The 25,854-nt window shown below is 40.4% G+C and carries 26 protein-coding genes; 14 read left to right on the top strand and 12 right to left on the bottom strand.

What is annotated here, in order from left to right; translation table 11 throughout:
- Positions 1-11 precede the first annotated feature (11 nt).
- From NG55_RS02030 to NG55_RS02015, 4 genes are all read left to right on the top strand, one after another.
- On the top strand, positions 12-1,790 hold the full coding sequence (locus tag NG55_RS02030) for a type IV pilus assembly ATPase TfpB (protein ID WP_065342692.1): 1,779 nt from the start codon (positions 12-14) through the stop codon (positions 1,788-1,790).
- Between the two features lie 88 nt (positions 1,791-1,878).
- Positions 1,879-2,244 carry a NirD/YgiW/YdeI family stress tolerance protein gene (locus NG55_RS02025; protein WP_004653936.1) on the top strand — a complete coding sequence of 122 codons (366 nt, stop codon included), beginning with the start codon at positions 1,879-1,881 and terminating at the stop codon, positions 2,242-2,244.
- Between the two features lie 102 nt (positions 2,245-2,346).
- A complete protein-coding gene (locus NG55_RS02020; protein WP_065342162.1) occupies positions 2,347-3,006 on the top strand; it encodes a response regulator transcription factor in 660 nt (219 codons plus the stop codon).
- A gap of 4 nt (positions 3,007-3,010) precedes the next feature.
- Positions 3,011-4,348 carry a sensor histidine kinase gene (locus NG55_RS02015; RefSeq protein WP_065342161.1) on the top strand — a complete coding sequence of 446 codons (1,338 nt, stop codon included), beginning with the start codon at positions 3,011-3,013 and terminating at the stop codon, positions 4,346-4,348.
- A 77-nt stretch (positions 4,349-4,425) separates the two neighbouring features.
- Here NG55_RS02015 and hemP read toward each other — a convergent pair whose 3' ends face one another.
- Positions 4,426-4,596 (bottom strand): hemin uptake protein HemP, encoded by a 171-nt coding sequence (hemP, locus tag NG55_RS02010; protein ID WP_004653932.1) that lies wholly within the window; start codon positions 4,594-4,596, stop codon positions 4,426-4,428.
- A 177-nt stretch (positions 4,597-4,773) separates the two neighbouring features.
- On the opposite strand from hemP, the gene NG55_RS02005 reads away from it, so the two are divergent.
- Positions 4,774-5,685 carry a thiamine phosphate synthase gene (locus tag NG55_RS02005; RefSeq protein WP_065342160.1) on the top strand — a complete coding sequence of 304 codons (912 nt, stop codon included), beginning with the start codon at positions 4,774-4,776 and terminating at the stop codon, positions 5,683-5,685.
- 2 nt (positions 5,686-5,687) lie between these two features.
- Here the strand turns inward: NG55_RS02005 and NG55_RS02000 are convergent, their stop codons facing one another.
- Positions 5,688-6,233 carry a tetratricopeptide repeat protein gene (locus tag NG55_RS02000; protein ID WP_065342159.1) on the bottom strand — a complete coding sequence of 182 codons (546 nt, stop codon included), beginning with the start codon at positions 6,231-6,233 and terminating at the stop codon, positions 5,688-5,690.
- Between the two features lie 19 nt (positions 6,234-6,252).
- Positions 6,253-8,661 carry a penicillin-binding protein 1B gene (gene mrcB / locus NG55_RS01995; RefSeq protein WP_016539849.1) on the bottom strand — a complete coding sequence of 803 codons (2,409 nt, stop codon included), beginning with the start codon at positions 8,659-8,661 and terminating at the stop codon, positions 6,253-6,255.
- Positions 8,662-8,895: 234 nt separating this feature from the next.
- Here mrcB and NG55_RS01990 point away from each other — a divergent pair, with 234 nt between their 5' ends.
- Complete coding sequence (locus tag NG55_RS01990) at positions 8,896-9,804, top strand: NAD(+) kinase (RefSeq protein ID WP_016539850.1); 909 nt, start codon at positions 8,896-8,898, stop codon at positions 9,802-9,804.
- Positions 9,801-10,073, top strand: coding sequence for a YeaC family protein (locus NG55_RS01985; RefSeq protein ID WP_016539851.1), 273 nt, complete (start codon positions 9,801-9,803; stop codon positions 10,071-10,073). Before NG55_RS01990 ends, NG55_RS01985 begins: the two co-directional genes overlap by 4 nt.
- Before the next feature lie 91 nt (positions 10,074-10,164).
- Here NG55_RS01985 and NG55_RS01980 read toward each other — a convergent pair whose 3' ends face one another.
- On the bottom strand, positions 10,165-10,584 hold the full coding sequence (locus NG55_RS01980) for a hypothetical protein (protein ID WP_016660304.1): 420 nt from the start codon (positions 10,582-10,584) through the stop codon (positions 10,165-10,167).
- A 57-nt stretch (positions 10,585-10,641) separates the two neighbouring features.
- Positions 10,642-11,100 carry a tetratricopeptide repeat protein gene (locus tag NG55_RS01975; protein WP_228704137.1) on the bottom strand — a complete coding sequence of 153 codons (459 nt, stop codon included), beginning with the start codon at positions 11,098-11,100 and terminating at the stop codon, positions 10,642-10,644.
- Positions 11,101-11,398: 298 nt separating this feature from the next.
- Between NG55_RS01975 and NG55_RS01970 the strand changes: the two genes are divergently transcribed.
- Together NG55_RS01970 and NG55_RS01965 are read left to right on the top strand one after the other, a co-directional pair.
- A complete protein-coding gene (locus tag NG55_RS01970; RefSeq protein WP_065342691.1) occupies positions 11,399-11,809 on the top strand; it encodes a hypothetical protein in 411 nt (136 codons plus the stop codon).
- A 59-nt stretch (positions 11,810-11,868) separates the two neighbouring features.
- Positions 11,869-12,378 (top strand): hypothetical protein, encoded by a 510-nt coding sequence (locus tag NG55_RS01965; RefSeq protein WP_228704136.1) that lies wholly within the window; start codon positions 11,869-11,871, stop codon positions 12,376-12,378.
- A gap of 57 nt (positions 12,379-12,435) precedes the next feature.
- Here NG55_RS01965 and NG55_RS01960 read toward each other — a convergent pair whose 3' ends face one another.
- Positions 12,436-13,434: a glycosyl transferase family protein gene (locus tag NG55_RS01960; RefSeq protein WP_065342689.1), complete on the bottom strand. Its 999-nt coding sequence runs from the start codon at positions 13,432-13,434 to the stop codon at positions 12,436-12,438.
- Between the two features lie 247 nt (positions 13,435-13,681).
- Here NG55_RS01960 and NG55_RS01955 point away from each other — a divergent pair, with 247 nt between their 5' ends.
- Positions 13,682-14,827 (top strand): acyl-CoA dehydrogenase family protein, encoded by a 1,146-nt coding sequence (locus NG55_RS01955; RefSeq protein ID WP_016539856.1) that lies wholly within the window; start codon positions 13,682-13,684, stop codon positions 14,825-14,827.
- A gap of 53 nt (positions 14,828-14,880) precedes the next feature.
- Here NG55_RS01955 and NG55_RS01950 read toward each other — a convergent pair whose 3' ends face one another.
- Positions 14,881-15,507 (bottom strand): hypothetical protein, encoded by a 627-nt coding sequence (locus NG55_RS01950; RefSeq protein ID WP_065342158.1) that lies wholly within the window; start codon positions 15,505-15,507, stop codon positions 14,881-14,883.
- Positions 15,508-15,623: 116 nt separating this feature from the next.
- Positions 15,624-16,559 (bottom strand): alpha/beta hydrolase, encoded by a 936-nt coding sequence (locus tag NG55_RS01945; RefSeq protein ID WP_065342157.1) that lies wholly within the window; start codon positions 16,557-16,559, stop codon positions 15,624-15,626.
- A gap of 191 nt (positions 16,560-16,750) precedes the next feature.
- Between NG55_RS01945 and pheA the strand changes: the two genes are divergently transcribed.
- The 4 genes from pheA (at position 16,751) to NG55_RS01925 (ending at position 22,423) form a co-directional block, all read left to right on the top strand.
- Complete coding sequence (gene pheA / locus NG55_RS01940; protein ID WP_005153565.1) at positions 16,751-17,860, top strand: prephenate dehydratase; 1,110 nt, start codon at positions 16,751-16,753, stop codon at positions 17,858-17,860.
- A 75-nt stretch (positions 17,861-17,935) separates the two neighbouring features.
- Positions 17,936-20,185, top strand: a complete 2,250-nt coding sequence (locus tag NG55_RS01935; protein WP_023269567.1) for a bifunctional prephenate dehydrogenase/3-phosphoshikimate 1-carboxyvinyltransferase — start codon at positions 17,936-17,938, stop codon at positions 20,183-20,185.
- A 290-nt stretch (positions 20,186-20,475) separates the two neighbouring features.
- On the top strand, positions 20,476-20,859 hold the full coding sequence (locus tag NG55_RS01930) for a hypothetical protein (RefSeq protein ID WP_004653914.1): 384 nt from the start codon (positions 20,476-20,478) through the stop codon (positions 20,857-20,859).
- Positions 20,860-20,962: 103 nt separating this feature from the next.
- Entirely contained in the window at positions 20,963-22,423 is a 1,461-nt protein-coding gene (locus NG55_RS01925; protein WP_065342156.1) for an aminoacyl-histidine dipeptidase, read from the top strand.
- A gap of 18 nt (positions 22,424-22,441) precedes the next feature.
- Here NG55_RS01925 and NG55_RS01920 read toward each other — a convergent pair whose 3' ends face one another.
- The 4 genes from NG55_RS01920 to NG55_RS01905 form a co-directional block, all read right to left on the bottom strand.
- Complete coding sequence (locus NG55_RS01920) at positions 22,442-23,011, bottom strand: RNA 2'-phosphotransferase (RefSeq protein ID WP_016539861.1); 570 nt, start codon at positions 23,009-23,011, stop codon at positions 22,442-22,444.
- A gap of 12 nt (positions 23,012-23,023) precedes the next feature.
- Positions 23,024-24,043, bottom strand: coding sequence for an RNA 3'-terminal phosphate cyclase (rtcA, locus tag NG55_RS01915; RefSeq protein WP_065342155.1), 1,020 nt, complete (start codon positions 24,041-24,043; stop codon positions 23,024-23,026).
- Positions 24,040-25,119 carry a hypothetical protein gene (locus NG55_RS21080; RefSeq protein WP_065342154.1) on the bottom strand — a complete coding sequence of 360 codons (1,080 nt, stop codon included), beginning with the start codon at positions 25,117-25,119 and terminating at the stop codon, positions 24,040-24,042. Before NG55_RS21080 ends, rtcA begins: the two co-directional genes overlap by 4 nt.
- Before the next feature lie 253 nt (positions 25,120-25,372).
- A complete protein-coding gene (locus NG55_RS01905) occupies positions 25,373-25,831 on the bottom strand; it encodes a DIP1984 family protein (protein WP_016539863.1) in 459 nt (152 codons plus the stop codon).
- Positions 25,832-25,854: the final 23 nt, after the last annotated feature.

Here is a 25,854-nt window from a genome sequence, read left to right as displayed (position 1 = left end):
AACTGACGGTGATACAAGCGCAGGCAAAATTTGCAAACTTTTCGTTTACGATTGATGTGACGTGGTGCTTAGAGCAACTACTGAAAGATGGTCGGATTACTGAACGGGATAAGTTACTTATCCAAACCACACATCGTCAGAAAGATCAGTTGAAATGGCATCCTTTGCAGTGGATTGCCAATTTTAATTTAAAAGATCAACTCAATCAGGGTTCTACACTAGCGATGAATCGCTTGTGTCAGTGGTTGGCTGAAAAAGCAGATATTCCTTTATTTGTGATTGATCCACTCAAAGCCGATGTCGCTGCTCTAACCAGTGTGATGTCACAAGAGTTTGCGGTTAGAAACCATATTTTAGCGGTTGAAGTGCATGCGGATCGGATTTTGATTGGGACGGATCAGCCCTTTACCACCGAATGGCTCAACAACTTGGAGCGGAGTTTAGCACCAAAGAAAATTGAGAAAGTGCTGCTCAATCCCGAACAACTGCAACGTTATCTGATTGAATATTATCAAGTCAGTCGGGCCGTGAGTTCATCGCAAAATGCCAGTATTTATGATCGAGAAAATAAAGGGGTTGAGGCTTTATTACAGTTAGGCGATACCCAAAACCCAGATGCCAATGATCAGCATATTGTGAAATTAGTGGATTGGGTGCTGCAATTTGCATTCGAGCAAAGTGCCAGTGATATTCACTTAGAGCCAAGGAAAGATAAAGGTAAGGTACGTTTCCGTATAGATGGTGTTTTGCATACCATCTATAACATGCCTGCCAATACACTCACCGCGGTAATTTCACGCATTAAAATCTTGGGCCGTATGAATGTGGCGGAAAAGCGAAAACCGCAAGATGGACGCTTAAAAACGCGTACACCGAAAGGGCAAGAAACAGAATTACGTCTTTCTACCTTACCTACCGCTTTTGGCGAAAAATTAGTAATGCGTATCTTTGACCCAGAAGTGTTGGTCCGTAGTTTCCAGCAATTGGGTTTTGAAGGGCATTTATTGCAGAGTTGGCAGCAACTCACTCAGCATAGTCATGGCATTATCTTGGTGACAGGCCCGACAGGTTCAGGTAAAACCACAACGCTGTATTCATCATTAAAACAACTGGCAACCGAACAGGTCAATGTTTGTACCATTGAAGATCCGATTGAAATGCTGGAACCAAGCTTTAACCAAATGCAGGTGAATCCAAACATTGAATTAGGCTTTGCGGATGGGGTTCGCGCCTTAATGCGTCAAGACCCTGACATTATCATGGTCGGTGAGATTCGTGATCACGATACCGCAAATATGGCGATTCAAGCGGCATTAACAGGTCATTTAGTCCTTTCTACGTTACATACTAACGATGCGCCATCGAGTTTGACTCGCTTACATGATCTTGGAATCCAGCCCTTTCTTACTGCAGCAACAATTTTAGGGGTATTGGCACAACGTTTGGTACGTCGCCTTTGTCCGCATTGTAAACAGCAAACCGCCATCAATGAACAAGAATGGGAACATCTCACCTTTGACTATATGATGGACATGCCGACTACGATGTATAAAGCGGTTGGGTGTGAAACGTGTCGCCATACGGGGTATAAAGGCCGTGTCGGGATATATGAGTTTATGCCAGTGAGTTTGGAGCTTAAATCACAAATCAGTGCAAACGCTACACTCAATGAATTAAGAGCACAGGCCAAGAAAGAAGGCATTGAACCTTTGCGTATCGCAGGGGCACGTAAAGTTATTGAAGGGGTGACAACGTTGGAAGAGGTTTTACGTGTCGTCCCTTTAAGTTAAACAGAAAATTTGAATCTTCAGATTCACCTCATCTTCATTTGTTTTAATGCCTACATCGAAATGAAGAAGCCAAAATGAGGGTATCAAGATGAACGTTATTTCTAAAGTTGCAGTAATTGCTGGTTTGGTTGGTGTGACAACTTTTGCAGTTGCAAATACAAATGCTGTGAATCAACAGGCGATAGCGCCCACTCAAACGACGACCGTTAAACAAGCATTGACGATGAAAGATGATACGCCAGTGCAATTAAAAGGTTATGTGGTGAAGGCGACTGGCGATGAGAAATATCAGTTTAGCGATCAAACTGGTTCAATCACCGTCGATATTGATGATGATTTATGGCAAGGTAAAGCTGTATCGGCAAAAACACCTGTAACCTTGATTGGTGAAATTGATATTGATTATAAACCAGCCAAACGTGTTGAGGTTGATGTAGATCAAGTTCAATTCTAAGCAAGCTGATGATCTCAAAAGACCACATGACAATCATGTGGTTTTTTGCTTATGCTTTATTCCCAGAAAAATGTTATAGATCAAGAGAGAGGATTATTTTTTATGCGAATTTTATTGGCTGAAGATGATGCCTCTCAGGCAGAGAGTATTAAAGACTGGTTAGAGATGGATGGCTATAGTGTCGATTGGGTGGAACGTGGTGATCATGCGATCTTGGCGGTCGAACAGCATCAATATGATTGCATCTTATTGGATCGGGGCTTACCACAGGCTACAGGTGACGACATTCTAAAATGCATTCGCCGTCAGGATAGTAAAACTCCAGTTATTTTTATTACAGCCAAAGACCATATTCATGATCGGGTCGAAGGTTTGGATTTGGGCGCCAATGATTATTTGGTGAAACCATTTAATTTAGAGGAACTCTCGGCACGGGTTCGTTCACAATTACGTCAGCATCAAGCTCAAGCGGGACAGTACCTGAATTTTTCCGATTTACAGCTGGACCCACAAGCCAAAACACTGAGCAAAGCAGGGCAGGCCATTAATCTGACCGCGAAAGAATTTCAGATTTTGCATAAACTCATGCAAAAGCCCGATCACATTTTGACACGGGAACAACTGGAAGAATCTTTATATGCATGGGGCGATGAAATTGAAAGCAATGCCATTGAAGTATTTATTTATCAAATTCGAAAGAAAATTGGTGGACAATATATCAAAACCATCCGTGGTTTAGGCTATCGCATGCATCAGGAATAACAGAATGAAAGTGCTGTCCTTACAAAGTAAACTGGTCAAAACTTCGTTAATCAGCTCCATCGTTGCTGGATGTGTGGCATTGCTTTTATTCGCGGTCATTTCTGTTTACCAAACCATGCAAGTACAAGACGAAATCATGGATGAGATTTCAGATATGCTGCTTATCGCAGATTTAACCAGCCCCTCTGGGCAGCAAATTGATGAACTCAGTGATCAGTTTGATATTCAATATCGTTTAAGCAATCAGCAGCAAGTGCTCACCCAGTCAGAAGACTTTCAACTCGATCAACAGTATTACAGTTTGATTGAGGCCGCACATGGCGACTACGGCTTGATTTGGCAGAAAGGTCAGCTATGGCGAAGTTATGCGGGTGAAGATGAAAATTCGCATATGCAAGTGTTGATATTGCAACCTTTAGAAGAGCGTTTTCAAGATTTGCTGCATAGCTTTATGGGATATGCACTGGTCTTAATTTTGCTGTGGTTAATGCAGTGGATCATGCTGCATTTCCTGATCAAGCGCCAATTTAGTGTGATTCATCAATTATCAAAACAAATTTCGGCCAAGAATGCGGATGATCTTAGGCCCATCTCCTCTGGTGAAGTTGAGTTAAAAGAACTGCAACCGATGTTGGCTCAGCTCAATCGGCTACTGCAGCGTCTAGATCATTCTTTGCAGGCTGAACAACGTTTTACTGCAGATGCATCGCATGAGTTACGCTCGCCATTGTCCGCAATTCAGATGCGTTTACAGTTGTTACAACGTAAATATCCAGAACGTACTGCCGATTTTTCACAAATGCAGCAAGACGTGAGTCGGGGAATTCAAACTTTAGAAAATCTATTGTTATTGGCGCGATTAGATCCTGAGCATGCGGAAAACTTACCCAAAACTTATTTTTCGATGCAGGAGATTGTTGAAGAGGCAATACAGGCACTTCACTTATTTGCCAAGGAAAAGCATATCCAATTGCATTGGCAGGATGTGGCAGATCTGCAAGGTCAGATTCTTGCCAATCAGCAGCTCATCTTTACCTGTGTTCGAAACCTTGTGGATAATGCCATTCGGTATACGCCAGAACATGGACAAGTCTATATCACTTTACAGCAACAGCAGCAATATTTGGCTTTGATTGTAGAAAATGAAGGGCAAGGGATGGGTGCAGAAAGTTTGGCACGTTTGGGTGAGCGTTTTTATCGGGCTTTGGGAAGCAAAACACAAGGCTCTGGTTTGGGTTTATCTATTTGTAAAAAAATTATTGAACTTCATCATGGGGAAATTGAGTTCGCACTGTCTCAATATGGTGGTCTAAAAGTCAGCATATGCTTTAAATCTTTGTAATTTGAAAATTAAAAAAGCAGTATGCGCTGACATACTGCTATTCCCACGTTTTTTATTGTTGTGCGATTATTATTATATTACTTCGTTAAAATCAGACGATTATTACGGGTTAAACGTAAACGATACTCCTCACCAGCATGCATGATGCGGATTTCGCGACCTAAGGCAAAAAGGTTATTTGAATGCAACATTGGCAATGATTGAGCTGCATCAGTACTGCGGGTAAATAGGCTAAATGGTGCGTTCATTTGTTATGCTCCGTGGTGTGTTTTTTAATGTTTTAAATGATAATCATTATCGAATAGACCTGTCAACGGAAATTTTAAGAATTTACAAAATCCTCTATTAATTTTATTTTTTGACATGGGAAAGCGATTATAAATTCCTTAAAATAAAACTGAAAAGATGAGAGATTTTAAACGGTTATGACAAAGGCTACAGTTGATGTTGCGATCGCAATTTTATTACATAAAAGCAAAGTATTGGTAGGTTGGAGACAAGCCAGTCAGCACCAAGGCAATAAACATGAATTTCCAGGTGGAAAAGTTGAACAAGGGGAAAGCCCTGAGCAGGCTTGTCGCCGTGAAATTTATGAAGAAGTTGGTATTGGTTTAAAAGAGTGGCATGCTTTTGATCTGATTCATCATGAATATGATGATCTCATTGTCAATTTGCATTTATTCCATGCTTATGTACCTGATGAATTATTAGGGCTTATTCATCAACCGTGGGCTTGGTATAGCCGAGATCAATTGGCAAATTTAAATTTCCCTAAAGCCAATGCTGCAATTTTAGAGCGCTTAAGTTGGTCGCATTTGATTCAAATTAGTGACCAACTTGCTCAAATATCACAACAGCATGCTTTGTTTTATTGGCGTACATCTTTAGAAGATCAAGCACAGATTGAATCACAATTGCAGCGATTAAGCGATGCAGAATATTCGCGGCTGGTTGTCAATTATGCGCTTTGGCAGCAATTGAGTAACGACCTACAAGCAAAAATTCAAACCATCCACCTAAAGCAATCACAATTGATGCATTTAAACAAAGCTGAATTGATCGTAGGGAAACGTTTTATTGCGGCCTGTCATGATGCAGTGTCATTACAGCATGCACACCAGATTGGCTGTGATGCGGTCTTTTTGAGTCCTGTACATGCAACCGCCACACATCCTGAAGCACAGGGCTTAGGTTGGCACAGTTTTGCAGAACTGGCACAAAACAGTGATATTCCTGTATTTGCCTTAGGTGGTGTTGCACCAGCAGATTTAGAACAAGCCCAAAAACATCATGCTTATGGGCTTGCTGGGATTCGTCAATTTATTTCAGCTGACTAAAGTCAAAGTGCCTGAATGGCTTTACGCGCTTCTTGAGCCTTAACGGTATGGCCACGGGCTTCACTGGCTTTCAGAATAATCAACCAGAGCTGTTTCTTCATGGCATTGCTTTGTGCATAACTTAAGCCACGACGTGCCAATGCTTCGGCATTGGCATACTCTTTGCGCTGATCGGCAATCATGGCCAAATACAAATAAGTTTCAGTCGCTTGTGGTGCAATCCGTTGTGCTTGTAGGGCATAACGTTCAGCTTCCGCCAATTGCTGCTGTTTATAAGCGACTTGTGTTTTTTGCATTAAGGTTTTAAATGCGGGCAGTTGACTGCCATCATTAAACTTTTGCTGAACTTTTTGCTGCGGCACCACTACAGGCACACTTTGGCGCTTAATCTCTTTTTGTTCATAAGGCGTAATTTTCACCCCAGAAGAAGGTTCAGTCACTTTCTTCGGCGGGTGAGCCGGTGTTGTTTTGGTCGGCGTTTTTTCAGGCGCTGTGGTACAGCCTGCAAGTAGCAACATACCAACCAAGACTGCAGTTTTCTTCATCATATCCAATTATCCTTTTGACTTAGTTGTCACCGCTATAGCTGCCGCTCGAAATAACGCGGCTGGGTTGGCGATTGGATAAATCTGTATCCATTTGGTTTTCACTTTCACGAATATAGTTGCTGATCCCGTCATTATGATCATCGGCAGGGGTTTCTTCGGACTGTGGAATATAGGTAGGTTCTACTTCGTAATGAGATTGTCCACAAAGGGTTGCACGACGGGGTACAGTTTGACGTAATAATGGAATATACAACGCTCCATCACAGCCTTGCGCTGATAAGTCACCCGTTGCACTATCAATCCATTGCCATTGAACATTGTCGGTTTGACGTAGGTTCACAGGTTCTTGGCGTAATTGACGCATCACATTGGTCCAAACGGGTAATGCACCTGAAGAACCTGTTAAGCCCGTCACTTTATTGTCATCCAGACCTAACCACACCACTGCAACGTGATTGCCTGAATAGCCAGCAAACCATGAGTCACGCGTATCATTGGTTGTGCCTGACTTACCTGCTAAATTCAATGATTCAGGTAAGCTGTTATAAGCAGAGCGACCTGTACCAGAACGCATCACTTGCTGTAAACCATAGTTAAGAATGTAGGCCGCAGCAGGATCAATAGTCTGTTGAACATTTAAGCCATAACGATCTAATAAATGTCCTTTGGCATCGACCACAGTACGAATCGAGCGTGGTGGATACTTGAAGCCACCAGTCGCAAAATTGCCGTAAATGCTTAAAACTTCCATCGGCGACATATTTACGGCACCAAGGTAAATCGAAGGGTAGGCAGGAATGTCTGAACTTACGCCAAACTGCCTTAATTTATTGCTGAACGCGGATAAACCAAACTCATTGGCTAAACGTACGGTCGAAAGGTTATACGAGTTGGCCAATGCTTGTTGCATCGGAACAACACCATGTTCACCACCACTATAGTTTTTCGGTGTCCAGCTCTTATCCCCATCTATTGGAATATTCACTGCACTATCTTCAATCGGGCTTGCCCAAGTATAGCGGCCAGATTCAATCGCATTTAAGTAGATGATCGGTTTTAACAGAGAGCCGACTTGACGCTTGGCATCCAGTGCACGGTTAAAACCAGTAAAGTCTTGAGTTGAACCGACGGCAGCGACTAATTCACCATTTTCAGGATGTGCAACCAGAACAGCGCCTTGCAAGTTTTTCAAACGGGCAGGGTTGGCTTTGGCTAAACGGTCCACAGTGCTCTTAAAGGCATTTTGGACTTGGGTTTGTGCAATCGGATCCAGTGTGGTAAAGATTCTTAGACCTTGATTGGTGATATCACTTTCTTGATATTCAGTGCGAAGTTGACGACGCACGATATCAAGGAAATCTGGGAATTTTGCAGGGCCTAAGGTTGGTTTACTCACCACATTTAAAGGGCGGGCAATTTCGTCTTGGTATTCAGCTTCGGTTAAGTAACCCATGACTTTCATGTTGTTTAATACAACATCACGGCGTTTTTTGGCTGATTCTGGATTACGCCAAGGGTTATATAAAGAAGGACCTTGAACCAGGCCAACTAAATATGCCTGTTGTGAGATATTCAGTTCACGTAACGGTAAGCCAAAGTAAAATTGTGATGCCAAACCGTAGCCATTGATTGAATAGCTGCCGTTTTGTCCCAAGTTTACTTCATTGAGATACGCTTCCAGAATTTCATCTTTGCTGTAATGCAATTCAATCAGTAGAGCCATTAGGGCTTCATTGACTTTACGTTTTAACGTTTTCTCTGGAGAGAGATAGAAGTTTTTAACCAGCTGTTGCGTTAAGGTTGAACCACCTTGACGGCGACCACCGGTGGCGTTACTGACCAAAGCACGTGCCGTACCACGGATTGAAATACCATGATGGTGATAGAAGTTACGGTCTTCGGTTGAAATTAATGCTTCAATCAGGGTTTTTGGTACTTTATTCAGTTTAATGAGGACACGGTCTTCATTATGCTGTGGGTAAATACCGCCAATCAATAAAGGTTCTAAACGTGCAATTCCTGTATTTGAAGGTTTAGTCGAGCGAATTTCGCTAACTTGACCATTCATAAAGGCAAGTTCGAGTACTTGTTCAGGCTCGGTGCTGTCACCATAGTCAAAACCACGAGTATGCACATACAGTTTATTACCCTGTACCACATAACTACCTGACTTATCGTAATTCGCCGTGTTTTTATAACCCAGTAATTTTAACTCTTGGGTAAAATTCTCTTGGGTAATCGGTGCATTAGAATAGATTTCTAATGGGCGAGCGAACACCTTGGCAGGAATGTCCCAACGCTGACCTTCAAACTTGTCACGAATAATATTATCCAAGCGGATCAGATAGATACTAAAAGCAACAAAGACACCTATCACTAACATTGAGAAAATGAGTGCTAGAAAACCAATACCACGTTCAAACTTCATAGATTTGCGTTAAAACCAAAACAATGTCGGTAATGATGCGATAGCTTATTGTCATTTTGCAATCATAAAACTGTGAATAAATAGCAACATGCAATAAAAAGTTTAAGAATGTGTTGACATTAATCGTATAAAAAAACAACGGATAGACATTTTTATACTTTTTAATCAATCATCAACGCAACATTGGTTGTTAATGATATGATAGTCAGTAATCGCGACGGAGCTGAATTATTCGTGCAAATTTCACATAAATCCTTTCGAAATATTGGTCTAATTGGACGACCAGACAAATATTCTGTAGTAGAAACGTTATGTTTAATTCATGATCATCTGATCACTTTAGGCTTAAACCCCGTTTTTGATCAGGAAACAGCCAAATTGGTGCCTTATAGTCATGGGCAGACCGTTAGCCGAAATTTGCTTGGAGAAGTGGTCGATTTAGTTGTGGTCGTTGGTGGGGATGGTTCATTATTGCATGCTGCTCGTGCATTGGTTCGACACAATACCCCAGTCATCGGCATCAACCGTGGTCGACTGGGCTTCTTGACCGATATTAAGCCAGCAGAGGCTATTTTTAAGCTTGATCAGGTCTTGCAAGGTCAGTTTCAATTGGATCGCCGTTTCTTATTGGAAATGGAAGTCAGAACCAATGGTGAAACGATTTATGATGCGATTGCATTGAATGATGTGGTGCTACATTCGGGCAAATCGGTCCATATGATCGATTTTGAACTGAATATTGATGGACAATATGTCTATCGTCAGCATAGTGATGGTTTGATTGTTTCGACGCCAACGGGTTCAACCGCATATTCACTGTCAGGTGGTGGGCCAATTTTGCATCCGAGTATGGATGCGATTGCACTAGTTCCAATGCATCCGCATACGTTGTCATCACGACCAATCGTAGTCGGTGGGCAAAGTGAGGTGAAGATTACCATTCGGGAAAACCGTGTTTTGCCGATGGTCAGCGCCGATGGTCAACATAGTGTTGCATTAAATGTCGGTGATACTGTGCATATTCGCAAACATCCGTTTAAACTAAGCTTATTACATCCACCTGGTTATGACTTCTATATGGCATGTCGTACCAAATTGGGGTGGAATCAAGATTTTGAATCTTTTCAACAGGATGACTCATGAATATTGAACAAATGCTCGCTATTTTAAATCCTGAAATTGTTGAGCGTCTTCGTACTGCTGTTGAAATTGGTAAATGGCCAAATGGTATTGCATTGACCAAAGAGCAGCGTGAAATTTGTATGCAAGCGGTGTATGCATGGGAAATGGAACATTTGCCAAAAGAACAGCGTAGTGGTTATATCGACCGTGGTACTAAAGAGGAAGGCGAAGAGTGTGATGATGATCATCACAAACACGAGCCTGAATTTAAGCCAATTCGTTTTGTTTAATACCACTGGAATGAATAAAAATGCTCCTATGGAGCATTTTTATTGCGTATGAAAATTTAGCAAGATTTTAGTTATAAAATGAATAAACTGGTTATTCAAGATTATGGTACTCCTCAAAGCAAGAGACTAGTTTTAAATTCTCAAGAAGATCAGGGTATTGCTTTCTTATAAGTTCAAGGCATTTAGGATTTGCAGTAACGACAATTAAAGGGTCACGAGGATAGGTGAGGAACATTGGATAATTCTGAATAAGCCGATAAATTGCTTGTTCCAGTTTGATGTCACCGCATGGTTTATAAATTGTGATACTTTCCACAGTACTATTATTTTCATGAAAGTTTATCGAAAAATGACATTCATTATTCAGGATTAGATTTTGAAATTGTGTGTTGCCATAATTTAAAAGATAATAATTGTGTTCTATTTCTACCCAATAGGGACTAAAGATATTTAAGAGATCATCTTTGCTCGCTGACTCATCCATTGCGATAATAAAATACTCGATTCCCATCTTTTTCCTCGTTAATATTTTTTTCTCTATGCCGTTGAGATTGGAAAAGGGTTAATTTTATCGTATTAACTCCTCTAACTCGATTTGGGCTTGAGTAGAATTATTTATAGCCGCCTTGTCCAGCCAATATTTCGCTTTTTGGGGATTCGCTTTCAAAAAATCATCCCCATCTTGATACCACAAACCTAATGCAAATTGTGCTTGAGATAAATTGTTATATGCTGATTTTTCTAGATATTTAAAAGCAAGCTGCTGATTAATATTGGTTCCTTCGCCTTCAAGGTACATCATCGCAAGTACATATTGAGCTTCTGCATGGTTTTTCTCTGCAGCCAAAAGATAATATTTGAGTGCTAATTTATCATCCATTGGGAAACCATTTCTCCCCATGTAATATGAATTTGCAATATAAACTTGGGCTGCGGTGTTGCCCTGATTGGCACGTTCTAATTGATTGGATACGGTTTGTGTGAGGTCATTTTGTGCGTATGCTGAAGGGTAGCTGAATAGTGTCATGGCTAAGACCATTCTGATATAAAATGGTTGCTTAAAACGAATTTTTCTATATTTAGAGATTGTTTTTTTTTATATTGCTTGTTTGAGAGTCTTGATCCAACATTTATTCTTACTTTATCTGTTTAACAGATATATCGTATTGCGAACTATAAAATTAATTTGGGTAGTGTTTACTATTCAGTTCAATAATAACAGCTCATTCAATAAATTTTGTTAGAAAGACGTATAATGGTGAAGCAGTTGCACCAACAGGCTAGCAATGGAAAATAGTCATGACGATATTTGGATGAGAAAAATAATGAATAGGACTTATCTTAAAATCACTTTAACTGCACTTGTTATATTTAATACAAGCATAATTTTTGCCAAACAGCCCATTGAATGCCGCCTTAAAGTAAATGTTGTAGCTAGTCAAAAATATAGTTCGCCACGAACGAAATATACAACTATCAAGAATGATGGTTATCCTATGTTATTGATTGGGATTCAGGTGATAGAGGCGCAAACTATGCAGAACTCCCAAAAGATTAAAGCGCATGATGCTTATTGTAATAAGTTGATAGGTCAACAGCGAGATGCTTATCTGTCTGGTCCTTATGACGCCAATAAAATTACAATTAAAATAGGTGATCAATTGAGCCTAAGAAATATTCATTCTTCAGGTCAAGAATATCCATTCTGGCCAGATTTTTATTATGTTGAAGACTAGGGGGAAAATGACTTTTTGTACTGTATTTAGAATATGTGGGTTTCTTGGGTTGGGCAAACGTGAAACGTGAGATTAGTCAATTGATGCTTAAGCTGATCGTACTATTCAGTTTTGTTCTTGTAGGATGTAGTTCTCCTAGCAATGAAAAGAGTAAAATAGTTCAAGATGTCCAGTTAGGAAAAATAACCTATTCTCGACTTGATGGGATCAGTGGGGACTTGTTCAGTTTTGAGATGATGACGAAGAATAACTTAAGCGATTTGTATCTTAAGGAAAACTATAAATATTCACATTTTAAATGCAAGCCAATACAAGATTATGTCGTCATAGGCTCCGTTTCGATTGATGAGGGGCGTGTTGAACATGGGATGTATATTTCAGCGGGTTCTTTTAAAGTCTGTGAAGATGAGGCAATGAATATCTGCCTCAGAAAGAAGCAGATTGAGGCGTTATTAACAGATAATCTTTCTTGCCGGCTTGTTATGGGGGGACTGTTCAGAAAAAGTAAAGTTGTTGCAGATACTATCGTTATCCCTAAAGCTGCGATGCTTGAATCTAAAGTTCGATAGAGCAATATATGCTGTAAAGATCATGGCGATTTCTTTTACTTGAAATCGCCATTTGGCTTAGTTTAGACGCTTTTCCCATAGCGCTTTGGCTTTATCCATTGCTTCATCATAGCTATTGACTACACCCATGGTATACAACGCGATTCCCATGGTTTCAACGACTGCCAATTCACCATATTCATGCGTCTGTTCACCTAGCCACACCGCTTTAAACACAGCAAGATTAAGCTCTTCTTCAATCGGGCTACGATCAGGTGTTAATTTTGGTAGTTCATGTTCATACAACGCACCATTTTTAATACCACAAATCAAAGTTTTGGCATCAGGATTACGTTCAAACTCTCCACCTTCACCTTTAATCACGGCACTGTTCTGATAACCTAAACGGAATGCGGTCTGTTGATGTGAAGTGCGATAAGCTGGATGGAAGATTGCTTGTAAGGTCGCTTTGGCATTAAATGGATTAATCAGGCGTGCCAAGGTGTGGATTGGGGAACGCAACCCCATTACATTTCGTAGCGAGATTAATTCACTTAGAATCGGTGAGATTGCTTCAAGAGGGAGGTACGCAAAGTTGTGCTGTTCAAGTTGTTCACGGACATCTTGTTGATTTTGACAAATTGAATAGCCTAAAAACTGTAAAACTTGTTCGGTATAGACACGGTTAATGGTATGCCCCGATGCACCATGCATCACAATTTTGTAACCATGATGGGCTAAAGTGAGTGCTGCCAATAAAAACCATGGGTAGTGTTTACGTTTGCCCGCGTAAGAAGACCAATCTAAATTAACATCAAGTGGCTGAAAATTGAGTTGATCACGGGTGGCTTGGACAAAACCCGCTAATTCATCGACAGACTCTTCTTTAACACGTAACAGCATCAAGAATGCACCCAACTGCACATCAAGTACTTCGTCTTTTAAAATCATGCTAAAAGCTTGATAGGCTTCTTCATAACTAAGCGAACGAGAACCTGTTTTGCCCTTACCTAAAATACGAACATACTGAGCAAAGGGATGTTCTGCGGTTTTATAGATATTACGTTTTGTGTTCATGGTCGTATTGAAGATTGTCACAAAGAATAAAATGAATATGACATAAAATTGGGCGGCGTAGCATAAAAAAACCAACACGCTGTTTAATCAATAAGCAATTGTGATTTAGAGATTGGCGATGCAAACAAAATTATTGACCGAATCAGTCTAGTGATTTGATGTAAACGGGACATGACATCCCATCTAAAAGTTATTAGCATGACTGCGAACAAATTTTTAAGAACAATGAAAGCGAAAGGAAATAATGATGTTAGCTTATGATTCAGATTTGGAACTCTTCCGCGATAACTTTAAACGCTTTATGAGCGAGCAGATTGCACCGCATTATGAGCAATGGGAACGTGAAGGGATTATGCCGCGTTCAGTCTGGAACGCATTGGGCGAAAATGGATTCTTATGTGTCGATGTTCCAGAAGAATATGGTGGTTACGGTGTACCAACGCATTATTCACTCATGTTGGTTGAAGAGTCTGCGCGTGCAGGCTACTGTGCATTATCCACCGCGATTTCATGTCATTCTGAAATTGCTGCGCCGTACATCCAGCACATTGCGACAGAAGAACAAAAACAGTACTGGTTACCCAAAATGGTATCGGGTGAAGTGGTTGGTGCCATTGGTATGACTGAACCAGGTGCTGGCTCGGACTTACAAGCAATGCGGACCAGCGCCATCCTGCAAGATGATCACTATCTGTTAAATGGTTCAAAAACTTTTATTTCCAATGGTCAGCATGCAGATCTTGTGGTTCTGGCAGTAAAAACTGATCCACAAGCGCGTGCCAAAGGTGTGTCACTCATGTTGGTTGACACACATTTAGAGGGCTTTAAAAAGGGTACTAACCTCGACAAAATTGGTTTGCATTCACAAGATACTTCAGAGCTGTTCTTTGATAATGTCAAAGTACCGAAAGATCAATTATTGGGTCAAGCAGGGCAAGGTTTTGCTTACTTGATGCAAGAGCTTCCGCGTGAGCGTACCGCGATTGCGTCTACTGCATTGGGCGCAATCCGTGGTGCAATTGATTTAGCAACAGCATATGTAAAAGAACGTCAGGCCTTTGGTCAGGCAATTTCACAATTCCAAAATACACGTTTTGTCTTGGCGCAAGCGAAGATTGATGAGTTGGCAACAGCCGCTTTTTATAACCAAAACGTAGCTTTATATAATGAAGGCAAGTTGGATGTGGAAACAGCTGCCGCATTGAAGAGCTTTAGTACCGATATGCAAATGAAAGTAGCCGATAACTTGCTGCAATTATTTGGTGGCTACGGTTATATGACTGAATATCCAATTTCACGTTTCTTTGTTGATGCGCGTATTCAACGTATCTATGGCGGTACCAATGAAATCATGAAAGAAATCGTGGCGCGTGGCATTATCGGTAAAGCTTAATCCGCATTTATCGAGTCAAACAGCCTGCTTTCGAGCAGGCTGTTTTGTTTTCACTATTTGCTTGATCGTTGGATGACAGGGTAGCTCTGTTGTTTAGGTAATTGTTGCAAGGCTTGATTGATCTTGCGTAGAAACTCATCAGCTTCGTCTTGCCGAAAACTGTCTTCCGTATATGCACTACGTTGTTGAATATTAATTCCACAGCCGCGTATCTCCATATTAGATGGATTAAATGTCCAATCATTTGGGTTTTTTAAGTAAATGCTTAAATCGCTTTCACAACTTTTCCATAAATTTAGAAATGCATTAGATTGTTCTGATTTAAAGCCTCTTGCTGGATAGACAAAAAAACCCTTCATTGCGGGATCGATATATTGAATAAATTGCTCAACGGGCATGCCGCCCCAAAGGATGGCGGTATTTTCAGGAAGGGCGATGCCTGTTAGGTTTTGTTCTTTTAAAGCATGAGTTTGCTGATGGGTCTGTCTAAAGTGTTGTGATTGATAGGTGAGCTTGGTTTGAGGGGGGATCGGAATTCCCCGAGCCTGACTGCTCACTGGGCTGATAAAGTAAGGTGAGCGATCAGTACCATTGCAACCCGCAATCAATGGGCAACCACCACATGCACTTAAACCGATACTAAATAAGCTTAATAAAGCTAAGCTGAAAATCTTATTCATTGTATTTACTGTTGTTATGACATCTTCAGACAGTATAACCAATCTATCCTACTGAAAGGTTCAAATTTAAGCGGAGAGAATCGTCCGCTTAAATGTAGCGGTGTTTATTCAGGATTTTATGGTGTTGGTTCATCAAAGAGATTTGAACAACTTTGCGGTTGACAACCTGCCAACATAATCGCTTTCGGTAAGCTAGCATACATATTGGTGAGATGCTGCTCAGCAGGATGTCGATAATTCCAGAACAAGAAATGCGGTGAACGTTGCTGATTAAAAATTTGGTAAAAGTCATTCTGCTTTTGTAAGGATTCAGCATCTGGTGTTGGGCTACGACCATGCTCATGTGTACCCACTGTGGTCATCAGCATAAGATCTTGAGTTTTATTTTGGTTCTTTAACCAATCTGTCTGACGGTTTAATAGGGCATAGTTGTCAAACCAGAGTGAAGGGCTGGCAGCGATATAACGTTGGAACATTTGTGGTTGGCTAAAGAAAGTATGTAAAACAAACAGTCCGCCAAAGGAATGTCCAAACAAGCTTTGTTGCTGTGGATTGACTTTGATTTTTGCATGAACGGCAGGTTTCAGTTCTTTTTGTATAAATTGAATGAATTGGTCTGCACCACCATAGCTGTACTTGGCTTGTTTTTGAAATTCAGCCGATGCTTTAGGTGTGTAGTCTAAAGCCCGTTTTTCTACATCAAAACTGTTTTGCTGCGGGTAGCCAATCGCAACAATGGCGACAGGACTCAAACCCAAGCGATTGGCACCACCACCCACTGATTTAGCAATATTGGCAGCACTCTCAAAAGCAGCATTACCATCCAATACATACAGAATTGGAAAACCTTGCTTTGGAGCTTCACCAGCAGGAACAGAGATCTGAATCAGATAATCATGCTTTGTATATTTAGATGCGATTACAAAGCTTTGTTGAATATTGGTTTGTGATTTGAGAGGTGCTTTATTTGAACTAGAGGTGTTGGGTTGAGCAAAAGCCAAGGGTGTAGCCATGAGCAGAGCAAAAGTCAAAATACCAAGTCGTTTAAACATAATTTATTCGCAAGCAGTGAAATTTTGCTAGCAATATATAATGAAAATCATTATCAATAAAGTTTGGTAATAAAAAGAGTTAAAACTCAGCGTGTTTAATAGCTTAAAGTGTTGCTATACTAGCTCGGATAATCAATTCACAGATGAATTGTAATCCATTCTTATAGATGATTTTGCTGAGGCTGCATTCAATGGTAAACGATGGACAAAACACATCGAATTCACTTAATTTAGACCAAATTCGTAACGATATTGATAGTGTTGATCAACAAATCCAAGAGTTACTCAACCGCCGCGCCACGCTTGCAGAAGCGGTAGCCAAAGCGAAATTTGCATCCGAAGAAAATCCGCTGTTTTATCGCCCTGAACGTGAAGCGCAAGTGCTACGTAAAGTGATGGAGCGTAATCAAGGGCCTTTGTCTGATGCAACCATGGCGCGTTTGTTCCGTGAAATCATGTCAGCATGTTTGGCACTTGAAGCACCACAAAGTATTGCATTCCTTGGGCCTGAAGGCACTTATACGCATTCCGCTGTATTAAAGCATTTCGGTAAAGATGCGGTTGTGCGCCCATTACCAACCATTGATGAAGTATTCCGTGAAGTTGAAGCGGGCAGCGCACATTATGGTGTAGTTCCAGTGGAGAACTCATCAGAAGGGATTGTCAACCATACCCTAGATTGCTTTAAATCATCGACAGTGAATGTGATTGGTGAAGTTGAGCTGCGTATCCATCACCAGTTCCTGGTATCTGAAAATACCCGTAAAGACAGCATTAAGCAGATTTATGCACACCAGCAAACCTTGGCACAATGCCGTAAATGGTTAGATGCACACTATCCAGGGGTTGAGCGTGTTGCACTGAACTCAAATGCAGAAGCGGCGCGCCGTATTCGTAACGAATGGCACTCAGCAGCGATTGCATCTGATATTGCAGCAAGCATGTACAACCTTGAGATTTTACATAGCAATATTGAAGATAACCCTGAAAATACCACACGTTTCCTTGTGATTGGTCGTGAGAAGATTCCTCAAAGCGGGAATGATAAAACTTCGCTACTCATCTCTGCGCATGATCGTGCCGGTGCTTTACTGGAAATTCTTGCGCCATTTGCCAAGCATCAAATCAGCTTGACCAGTATTGAAACGCGTCCTGCCTTACCTGAGAAATGGGCTTATGTGTTCTTTATTGATTTAGAAGGACATATCGGTCAGGAAAATGTTGCAGCGGCATTGGAAGAAATCCGCCCAATGGTGAAAGAGTTACGTGTCCTCGGTTCGTATCCAATCGCTGTTTTATAATCCCGTTTTATCGTATGGATAGATGACTTCGGTATCTATCCATATCAAAGTCGTCTCATTAGGCAAATATGTTTTATGTCTCAACCATTATTTAAGAAAGTTGCATTTATTGGGCTTGGACTGATTGGATCGAGTCTTGCTCGTGTGATTGTGGCAGAACAACTTGCAGCTCAAATTGTGGCTTCAACACGCTCAAAAAAAACATTAGAAGATGCTAAGGCACTCGGTCTTATTCAACACGGTTATGCAACACCTGAAGAAGCAGTTCGGGATGCAGATTTAATTGTTTTAGCACTGCCTGTTCGTGCGACACAAAAAGTGCTGGAACAGATCAAGCCTTATCTTGCAGACAATGTCATTATTACCGATGTGGGTAGTACCAAAGGTAATGTCGTTGAAGCAGCAAAAGCAGTATTTGGTGAAAATCTACCAGTCGGTTTTGTACCAGGTCATCCGATTGCGGGTGCTGAACATACTGGTGTACATGCAGGAAAAGTTGACTTATTTGTCAATCATAAAGTGATTTTGACACCACTTCCGACCAGTGCTGATTGGGCTGTTGAAAAACTGATTCAACTTTGGTCTGCGGCAAAAGCCGAAGTGATTTGCATGGATGTCACCAAACACGATGAAGTGTTGGCACATACCAGTCATTTACCACATTTGATGGCATTCAATCTGGTCGAACAACTGGCAAATCGTGAGGATAATTTAGATATTTTCCGCTATGCTGCAGGTGGTTTTCGTGACTTCTCGCGTATTGCAGCCAGTGATCCACAGATGTGGCATGACATTTTCTTTGCCAATAAAACCGCAATTTTGAATGCGGTTGATGGTTTTGAACAGCAATTGTCAGTTTTAAAGAAATTGATTGAACAGGAAGATTCGCAAGCGTTGATGGGACTGCTAGGGCATGCTCAAGCAGCACGTCAGCACTTTAACCATATGTTGGCCAAAAAACCTTTGATGGAGAAAAACAAGGTGACACAGCAATTTACCATTTTACCGGGAAAGAAAACATTTACAGGTAAATTCACCGTACCGGGTGACAAATCTGTGTCACATCGCTCCATTATGTTTGGTGCGATTGCAGAAGGCACAACGCATGTGACAGGCTTCTTGGAAGGGGAAGATGCACTTGCAACTTTGCAGGCTTTCCGTGATATGGGTGTGAGCATTGAAGGACCGAAGAATGGTGAAGTCACTATTCATGGTGTAGGCATGCAAGGCTTAAAAGCGCCAGCAAGCGCTTTGTATATGGGTAACTCAGGGACTAGTATGCGTTTGCTGTCAGGCATGTTGTCTGCACAGAAGTTTGATTCAGTGATGACCGGTGATGCGTCATTGTCTAAACGTCCAATGGAGCGTATTGCTAAGCCATTACGTGAAATGGGGGCACAAATCCAAACCACTGGTGAGAAAGGTACACCACCCGTCAGTATCACAGGTAGCCAAGCCCTTAAAGGGATTCAATACGATTTACCAATGGCATCTGCTCAAGTGAAATCAGGTATTTTGTTGGCGGGTTTATGGGCTGCGGGTGAAACTTCGGTGACTGAGCCAGAACCAACCCGTGACCATACTGAGCGTATGTTGCGTGCTTTTGGTTATGATGTGAAAACCGAGGGCAATAAAATCTCGCTTGTGGGTGGTGGCAAGTTAGTCGGTACTGATATTCAAGTGCCTTCTGATATTTCATCTGCTGCATTCTTTATGGTCGGTGCTGCAATTACTGAAGGTGCAGATGTCATTCTTGAAGCGGTTGGGATTAATCCAACGCGTACAGGTGTGATTGAAATTCTTAAGCAAATGGGTGCTGATCTAACTGTAGAAAATGAACGTATTGCAGGTGGTGAACCTATTGCAGATATTCATATCAAAGGTTCTCGTACACTAAAAGGCATTCATATGCCTGAAGATCAAGTGCCGTTAGCAATTGATGAATTCCCAGCATTATTCATTGCGGCTGCTTGTGCAGAAGGCCAAACGGTTCTGACTGGTGCGGCTGAGCTGCGTGTTAAAGAATCTGACCGTATCCAAGTGATGGCAGATGGTTTAAAAACTATGGGCATTGACTGTACCCCAACCGACGATGGCATCATCATTGAAGGTAAGGGTAAGTCTGGTGACTGGTCAGCCATTTTCACTGGCGGTGAAATTGAATCACATCATGACCATCGTATTGCCATGAGTTTCAGTATGGCGGGTTTACGTACTTCAGGTAACATCACCATTCATGGTACAGAAACTGTGGCAACCAGTTTCCCAACCTTCACCGAACTTGCAAATACAGCAGGTTTGGATTTACAGGTTGTGAATCCATAAGCTGATCTGGAAAGGCAGTGTTTAGCTTGATTAATTAAGTTAAATGCTGCTTTTTTTATAAGCATATTCATAAAAACAATTGGCTAAACATAAGGCGAAAACGCTTAAATAATAAAAAGGCTGAGTTTATGGATGTACATATCTAATCGGGTCTAAATTTATCAATTTAGCTATAGAACTAAGACAATCAGCTAATCTATTAAAGACAATTGTATATATAATAATTCTTACCGTTCGCGTCGGATTTACTCTGTGATCCAGAGTTAAAACATAAAAATAGAGGGAATAGCATGAAAACGTTGCAATTTATAGCAGATTGCCCAAAACATGGGGTGGTTGATCATCCACCGAATGAATGCTATATCACGCAAGAGTACGTGGCTGCATTGCTGTATAAACAATTAGAACAATATGGCTTTGATGCACAACATATTCGTCATGAACATGAAAAAATTGAAGTGCGTATCGACAATCATCAATTACCGCTTTCAATCTTATGCTCACAGCAAGATACCGAAGGACATATTCTCTGTGAAATCTCAGCCAATCCACAGCAAGAACAAGCTTGGTTTGAGCGTATTGAAACACAAAGCATAATTCGCCAATTGGCTCAGGCTGTCGAAAATAGCTTAAAAGCGGAACATAGTTTTTCTCAGTTTGTGTGGAAAAGCTAAGTTCATTTTGCGAATACAATTTTAAATGAAGTGATTTAACAGCATCGCCGTTTGGGTGTATGGTGTATATTGGTTTAAACGCTTTATTTGAGAGTATAGGTGCATGATACAGGTCGATTTTTCTAAATTATCACCCCAAATGGTTTGGCAACATTTTGAGACCTTATGTACGATTCCTCGACCATCCAAACATGAACAACAACTCAGACAACATTTAAAAGATTGGGCGGAACAGCGCAACTTGGAAACCTATGTCGATGACATTGGTAATTTAATTATTCGAAAAGCCGCTACAGCAGGTAAAGAGCACGTTGCAGGTGTGATTTTGCAGGGACACTTAGATATGGTGACTCAGGCAAATCGTGGTACCCAACATGACTTTTTTAAAGATCCCATTCAACCTGTATTAAAAGACGGCTGGCTGATTGCTGAAAATACCACATTGGGTGCAGACAATGGTATTGGTGTTGCACTGGCGCTGGCCGTATTAGAATCCAGCGATATCGCGCACGGACCGATTGAAGTTTTGCTCACCATTGATGAAGAAGCAGGAATGAGCGGTGCTCGTTTACTCGAGTCAGGTGTGTTAACTGGACAGTGGCTTTTTAATATTGATACCGAAGAGTGGGGCGAGTTGTATCTTGGCTGCGCAGGTAGTATTGACTTAGAAGTACAGCAATCACCTGAATATGAACCAGCACCTGCAAATTTGATTTATGTTGATCTGTTGGTATCAGGTTTAAAAGGTGGTCATTCAGGGGTTGATATTCATTTGGGTCGTGGTAATGCCAATGTGATTCTAGCTAATTTCCTCAATGACTATTTAGTGCAATCCAATGGTCGACTGGTTGAATTTGTCGGTGGATCGGCTCGAAATGCTATCCCACGCGAAGCTGTGGCAACCATTGCAATTAAAATAGATCAATTGGCTGATCTAGAAAAAGCAGTTGCAGCAACACAAGTGGAATGGCAGCAAAAGCTACAGGGTATTGATGATCAGCTGCAAATCACCGTACAACAAAATGCCAATCAGATAAACGAAGTTATTACTTTACAGCAGCAACAAGCTTGGTTACAGGCCTTGGCAACGTGTCCTTATGGTATTGCACAGTGGAGTACTGCTTTACCCGATGTGGTTGAGACCTCGAATAATATCGGTGTGGTCAAACTCACAAAAGATGAAGCCAAAACTTTGATTATGGTTCGTTCGATGGTGAACCAAGAAGCAGTGACATTTGCACAAAACATTCAACAACACTTCGCCAATTTCCAGATTCAATCTGAATTAACGCCGTTAGTGTCGGGCTGGACACCAAATCCAGATTCGGCTGCATTGAAATGTTTACAACAAGCGTATCAGTCTGCATTTAAGATTGAGCCAAACTTGAAAGTGATTCATGCTGGTTTGGAGTGTGGCATTATCGCTGAACATTATCCGAATTTACAGATGGTATCGTTTGGCCCTGATATTCAAGGGGCGCATGCGCCAGGTGAGAGGGTTAAAGTAGATACGGTCGAGAAATGTTGGGAGTTATTGGTGACAGCTTTGGAAAGTGTGCGTTAACTGAATCTTAGAATCAGATCAGACCAATGATCCTGTCTTGGTCTGATCAATCAACGATAAATATTGTGTTGGTACATGTATTGTTAGCCAAACACCATTTTCTGCTTGATAAAACTCAAAGCCATCTTTATACATTTGCGGTGTGTTAATTAAGAAGAGTACAGGCTTACCGTAGCGTTGGCCTACATTCAAGGCCGTTTCTTTATTTTCACTTAGATGCACATAATGGCGCTGTCCTGCGATTAGGCCTTGCGTCTGAATTGAATCTATAAATCGACTCGCTGTGCCATGAAATAAATATTGTGGTGGCTCAAGCGCAATCATTTGCCGTTGTACGGTATGTGTTGAGTGGCCTTGAACAGCTCTGATCATCAAATCATCGTCTGAGATTTGGAAGCGTTTTTTATCATTTTGTTCGACGATTACATGGAGTAATGCTTCATCTAGACGAACGTCGTGTTGTTGCGCAGCTTCAATGAGCTCAGCAATTTTTGCCCAACCTTCTTGATCAAGCTGAAGTCCAATTTGTTCAGGCTTATGTCTTAATATGAGGCTTAAAAATTTGCTTATTTGAGTATGTTCTTTCATATTTAATATTCACTATTCTACGTTTACTTTGACCTGAAATAGCGTTTTATCCACCTCAATAAATTCAATTTCACAATCAATAAATTTTTCAATCATAGCTGCCTGAGTACGGGTGTGTTCACTAATACATTGTGCAGTAAATTCACCGCCTTGACCCAATGCCATAGGCAATAACAATTGATCTGCTAAATATTCATCGACTGCAGCATTAGATTCCAGATATTGCTTCACCTGTTTAGCCAAATGATTGGCAATTTGTTCTGCACTTTTACGCATTTCACCTAAAGCAGTAAATAGCTGAGAGTGGTGTTGATGCTCAACTTTGACATACGCCGTATTGCCTTGGCTAATTCCATTTAAATGGAACTGCTGCTGTGTATCCAGCTTTAGTCTTTTATCTAACGTTGCCAATTCCCGTTGTGCGATTTGTGCTTCTTCTGAAAGATTCAATACCGCTGCAAAAGCCTCAGTACTTTGTAAAGCGCCACGATCTAATAGATTTAACTTGTTTCGATGTAGCCATGGCTGAATCTTGATTTGAATTTCACCTGCACCAATTGGGAAGAAGCCTGCTTTATTTAACTTAAATTCGCTTTCGATCCCCAGCTTTGTGAGCGTAGGCAAAAAGCAATGCTCAATAAAATCAGCTGTTGGTGCAAGCGGATTGTGAGTACCACCTGTGATGGTGAGTTCACTGGCGTCATTTTGCAATAACAAAGCAGGCAACAGGGTTTGCAAAACCAGTGTTGTACTTCCTGCCGAACCAATCTGAAATTGGTATTTTCCACTTTGCACATGCTGTGGTGCAAAGTACAAGCGCTGGCTATGCAGTTCAGCACCTTCTATATAGGCTTGGCTAATCTGTTGAGATGCCTGTACACAGACTAAGTGTTGACGCATTAAGCCTGGTTTTTTACGCCCAGCACGAATGTTGATTAATTCAAATGCCTGACCTGTAATCATCGAAAGGGCAAGGGCGGTTCTTAAAATTTGCCCACCACCTTCACCTTGTGAACCATCAATTTTTATCATTTTCTGTTCATTTTCCAAGAAGTAATATAGTCAGAAGGAATTGATATTCTTTGATTGTCAAATTCGAGATAAGATTCTGCGCCAATTCTCGATAATATTTTCGCATTTTTAATTGAGCATATATCTTTCTTATCTTTATCTTTATCTTTATCTTTATCTTTATCTTTATCTTTATCTTTATCTTTATCTTTATCTTTATCTTTATCTTTATCTAAAGGAATATTATAACCTCTTAAAATTTCACAACCCTCTTTTTTAAGTAAAATTTCTGCGGCTGTGAAGTTACCGACTTTTAGTATTTCCATAATTTTTAAAGGAATTAGATTTGTCTTGTTAAATGATATTAATAAGAAAAATAAAAATGAAAATCCTAAGGTTAATGAAATAAGAATTCTACTTTTAGCATTCACTGTTTTTGATAGTGAAATGTTTATTGTGTTAAAAAATATTATTATTCCAATTAGGGTAATGGTGAATATAGTGTTTGTTAGCTCGTCTGACTTTTCATTTGTTAAGGCGAGAAGGAAGATTAGATAAATAGGGAAAATAAGCATAAATGATGAAACTATATTTCCTATTTGAAGTTTAAATAATTCAGACAAAAAGCTTTTAAATTCTAAGTTTAAATTATTGATATGCTTGTAACAATAAGAAAAATATAAAAGATAAGATAATAGCGGTAATAAAAATAAATATTTAATAAAGAAGCTATGTAAAATTGAAAGGATAATTAAAGAAGTTAAGATTGAACTTGGTAGGCTATACCAAATGAATATTTTTTTAAAACTTATATCATTGTTTTCCTCTAAGAGCTGATTGGCTTTAGATTCTTTTAAAAATAGTTCATACCATGATACAGATGGAATGATATTCATAAAAATGATTGAGCTGGTAATTGTTAGAAATAGAAAAGCTATTGAGACGACAACTATCAAAAAAGATTGGATATCAAATAATGGTAAGTATTCGATGGATGTGTAATAAAAAATCATAACAATTCCACCAATAGATAGTAATATACTCCATACGGTTGTAATTAAATTATCGAAAACATAATTCTGAATCTTATTTAACATAGTTTTTCCATTTATAATTTAATGAACATACTGTCAGTACATGGTAATGCGAAGTAACGCGTGACTTTGCTTTCGGCAAAGGTTTACTCGGTACGTGGTGCTGAGCCTAATCTGTGAAGATTGATGCACGGCTCACATGCTGCCATAGCCGCCTGAATTATTTTCAATCCCTCAGATCGGAGTAAAGCGGGATCTTGTACTCGCCCAGTATGCCCAAACTGTGATTGTGAACTCAATTCACAAAATCTGTTGTTTATTCGACTAAATCAATTTGCCAATTGGCAGCCTGAATTTTGATATTTAAATCACGTAATTTCGCGCTGATATCATCGGCTTGTTTTTGCAAGCTAGAGACAGGGATAACCTTCTGCCATTTGATCTCGCGTGAACTATAACGATCAGGTTCACGATGGGTATTGGCAATCGCATCAATGAGAATCTTATGCTGCTCAGCATAACTATCACGTAAGCTTAATAGGGACAGCAGGATTTTGCCATCCTCTAATTTTGCTTGTGCATTGGTCAAATGAATACGACAAATCAATTGATTGCTTTCTTGGGTTAAAGCAAACACCTGTTTGATCAGTTCATTTGGATCTTCACTCGGTTCATCGCCGTCTTGTACCAATACATTGGCGTTGATCCGTTGTTTTAATGAAGCGAGCTTTTTTTGTTGATCGCTTCGCAGTAAAAGTGCTTCTGCAAGTTTCATCTTTTATTTTCCTAAAAAATTTA

The sequence above is a fragment of the Acinetobacter gyllenbergii genome (assembly GCF_001682515.1).
Classification (GTDB): domain Bacteria; phylum Pseudomonadota; class Gammaproteobacteria; order Pseudomonadales; family Moraxellaceae; genus Acinetobacter; species Acinetobacter gyllenbergii.
Note: the sequence above shows the minus strand (reverse complement) of the source record. Positions and strands in the feature narration are given on the sequence as shown.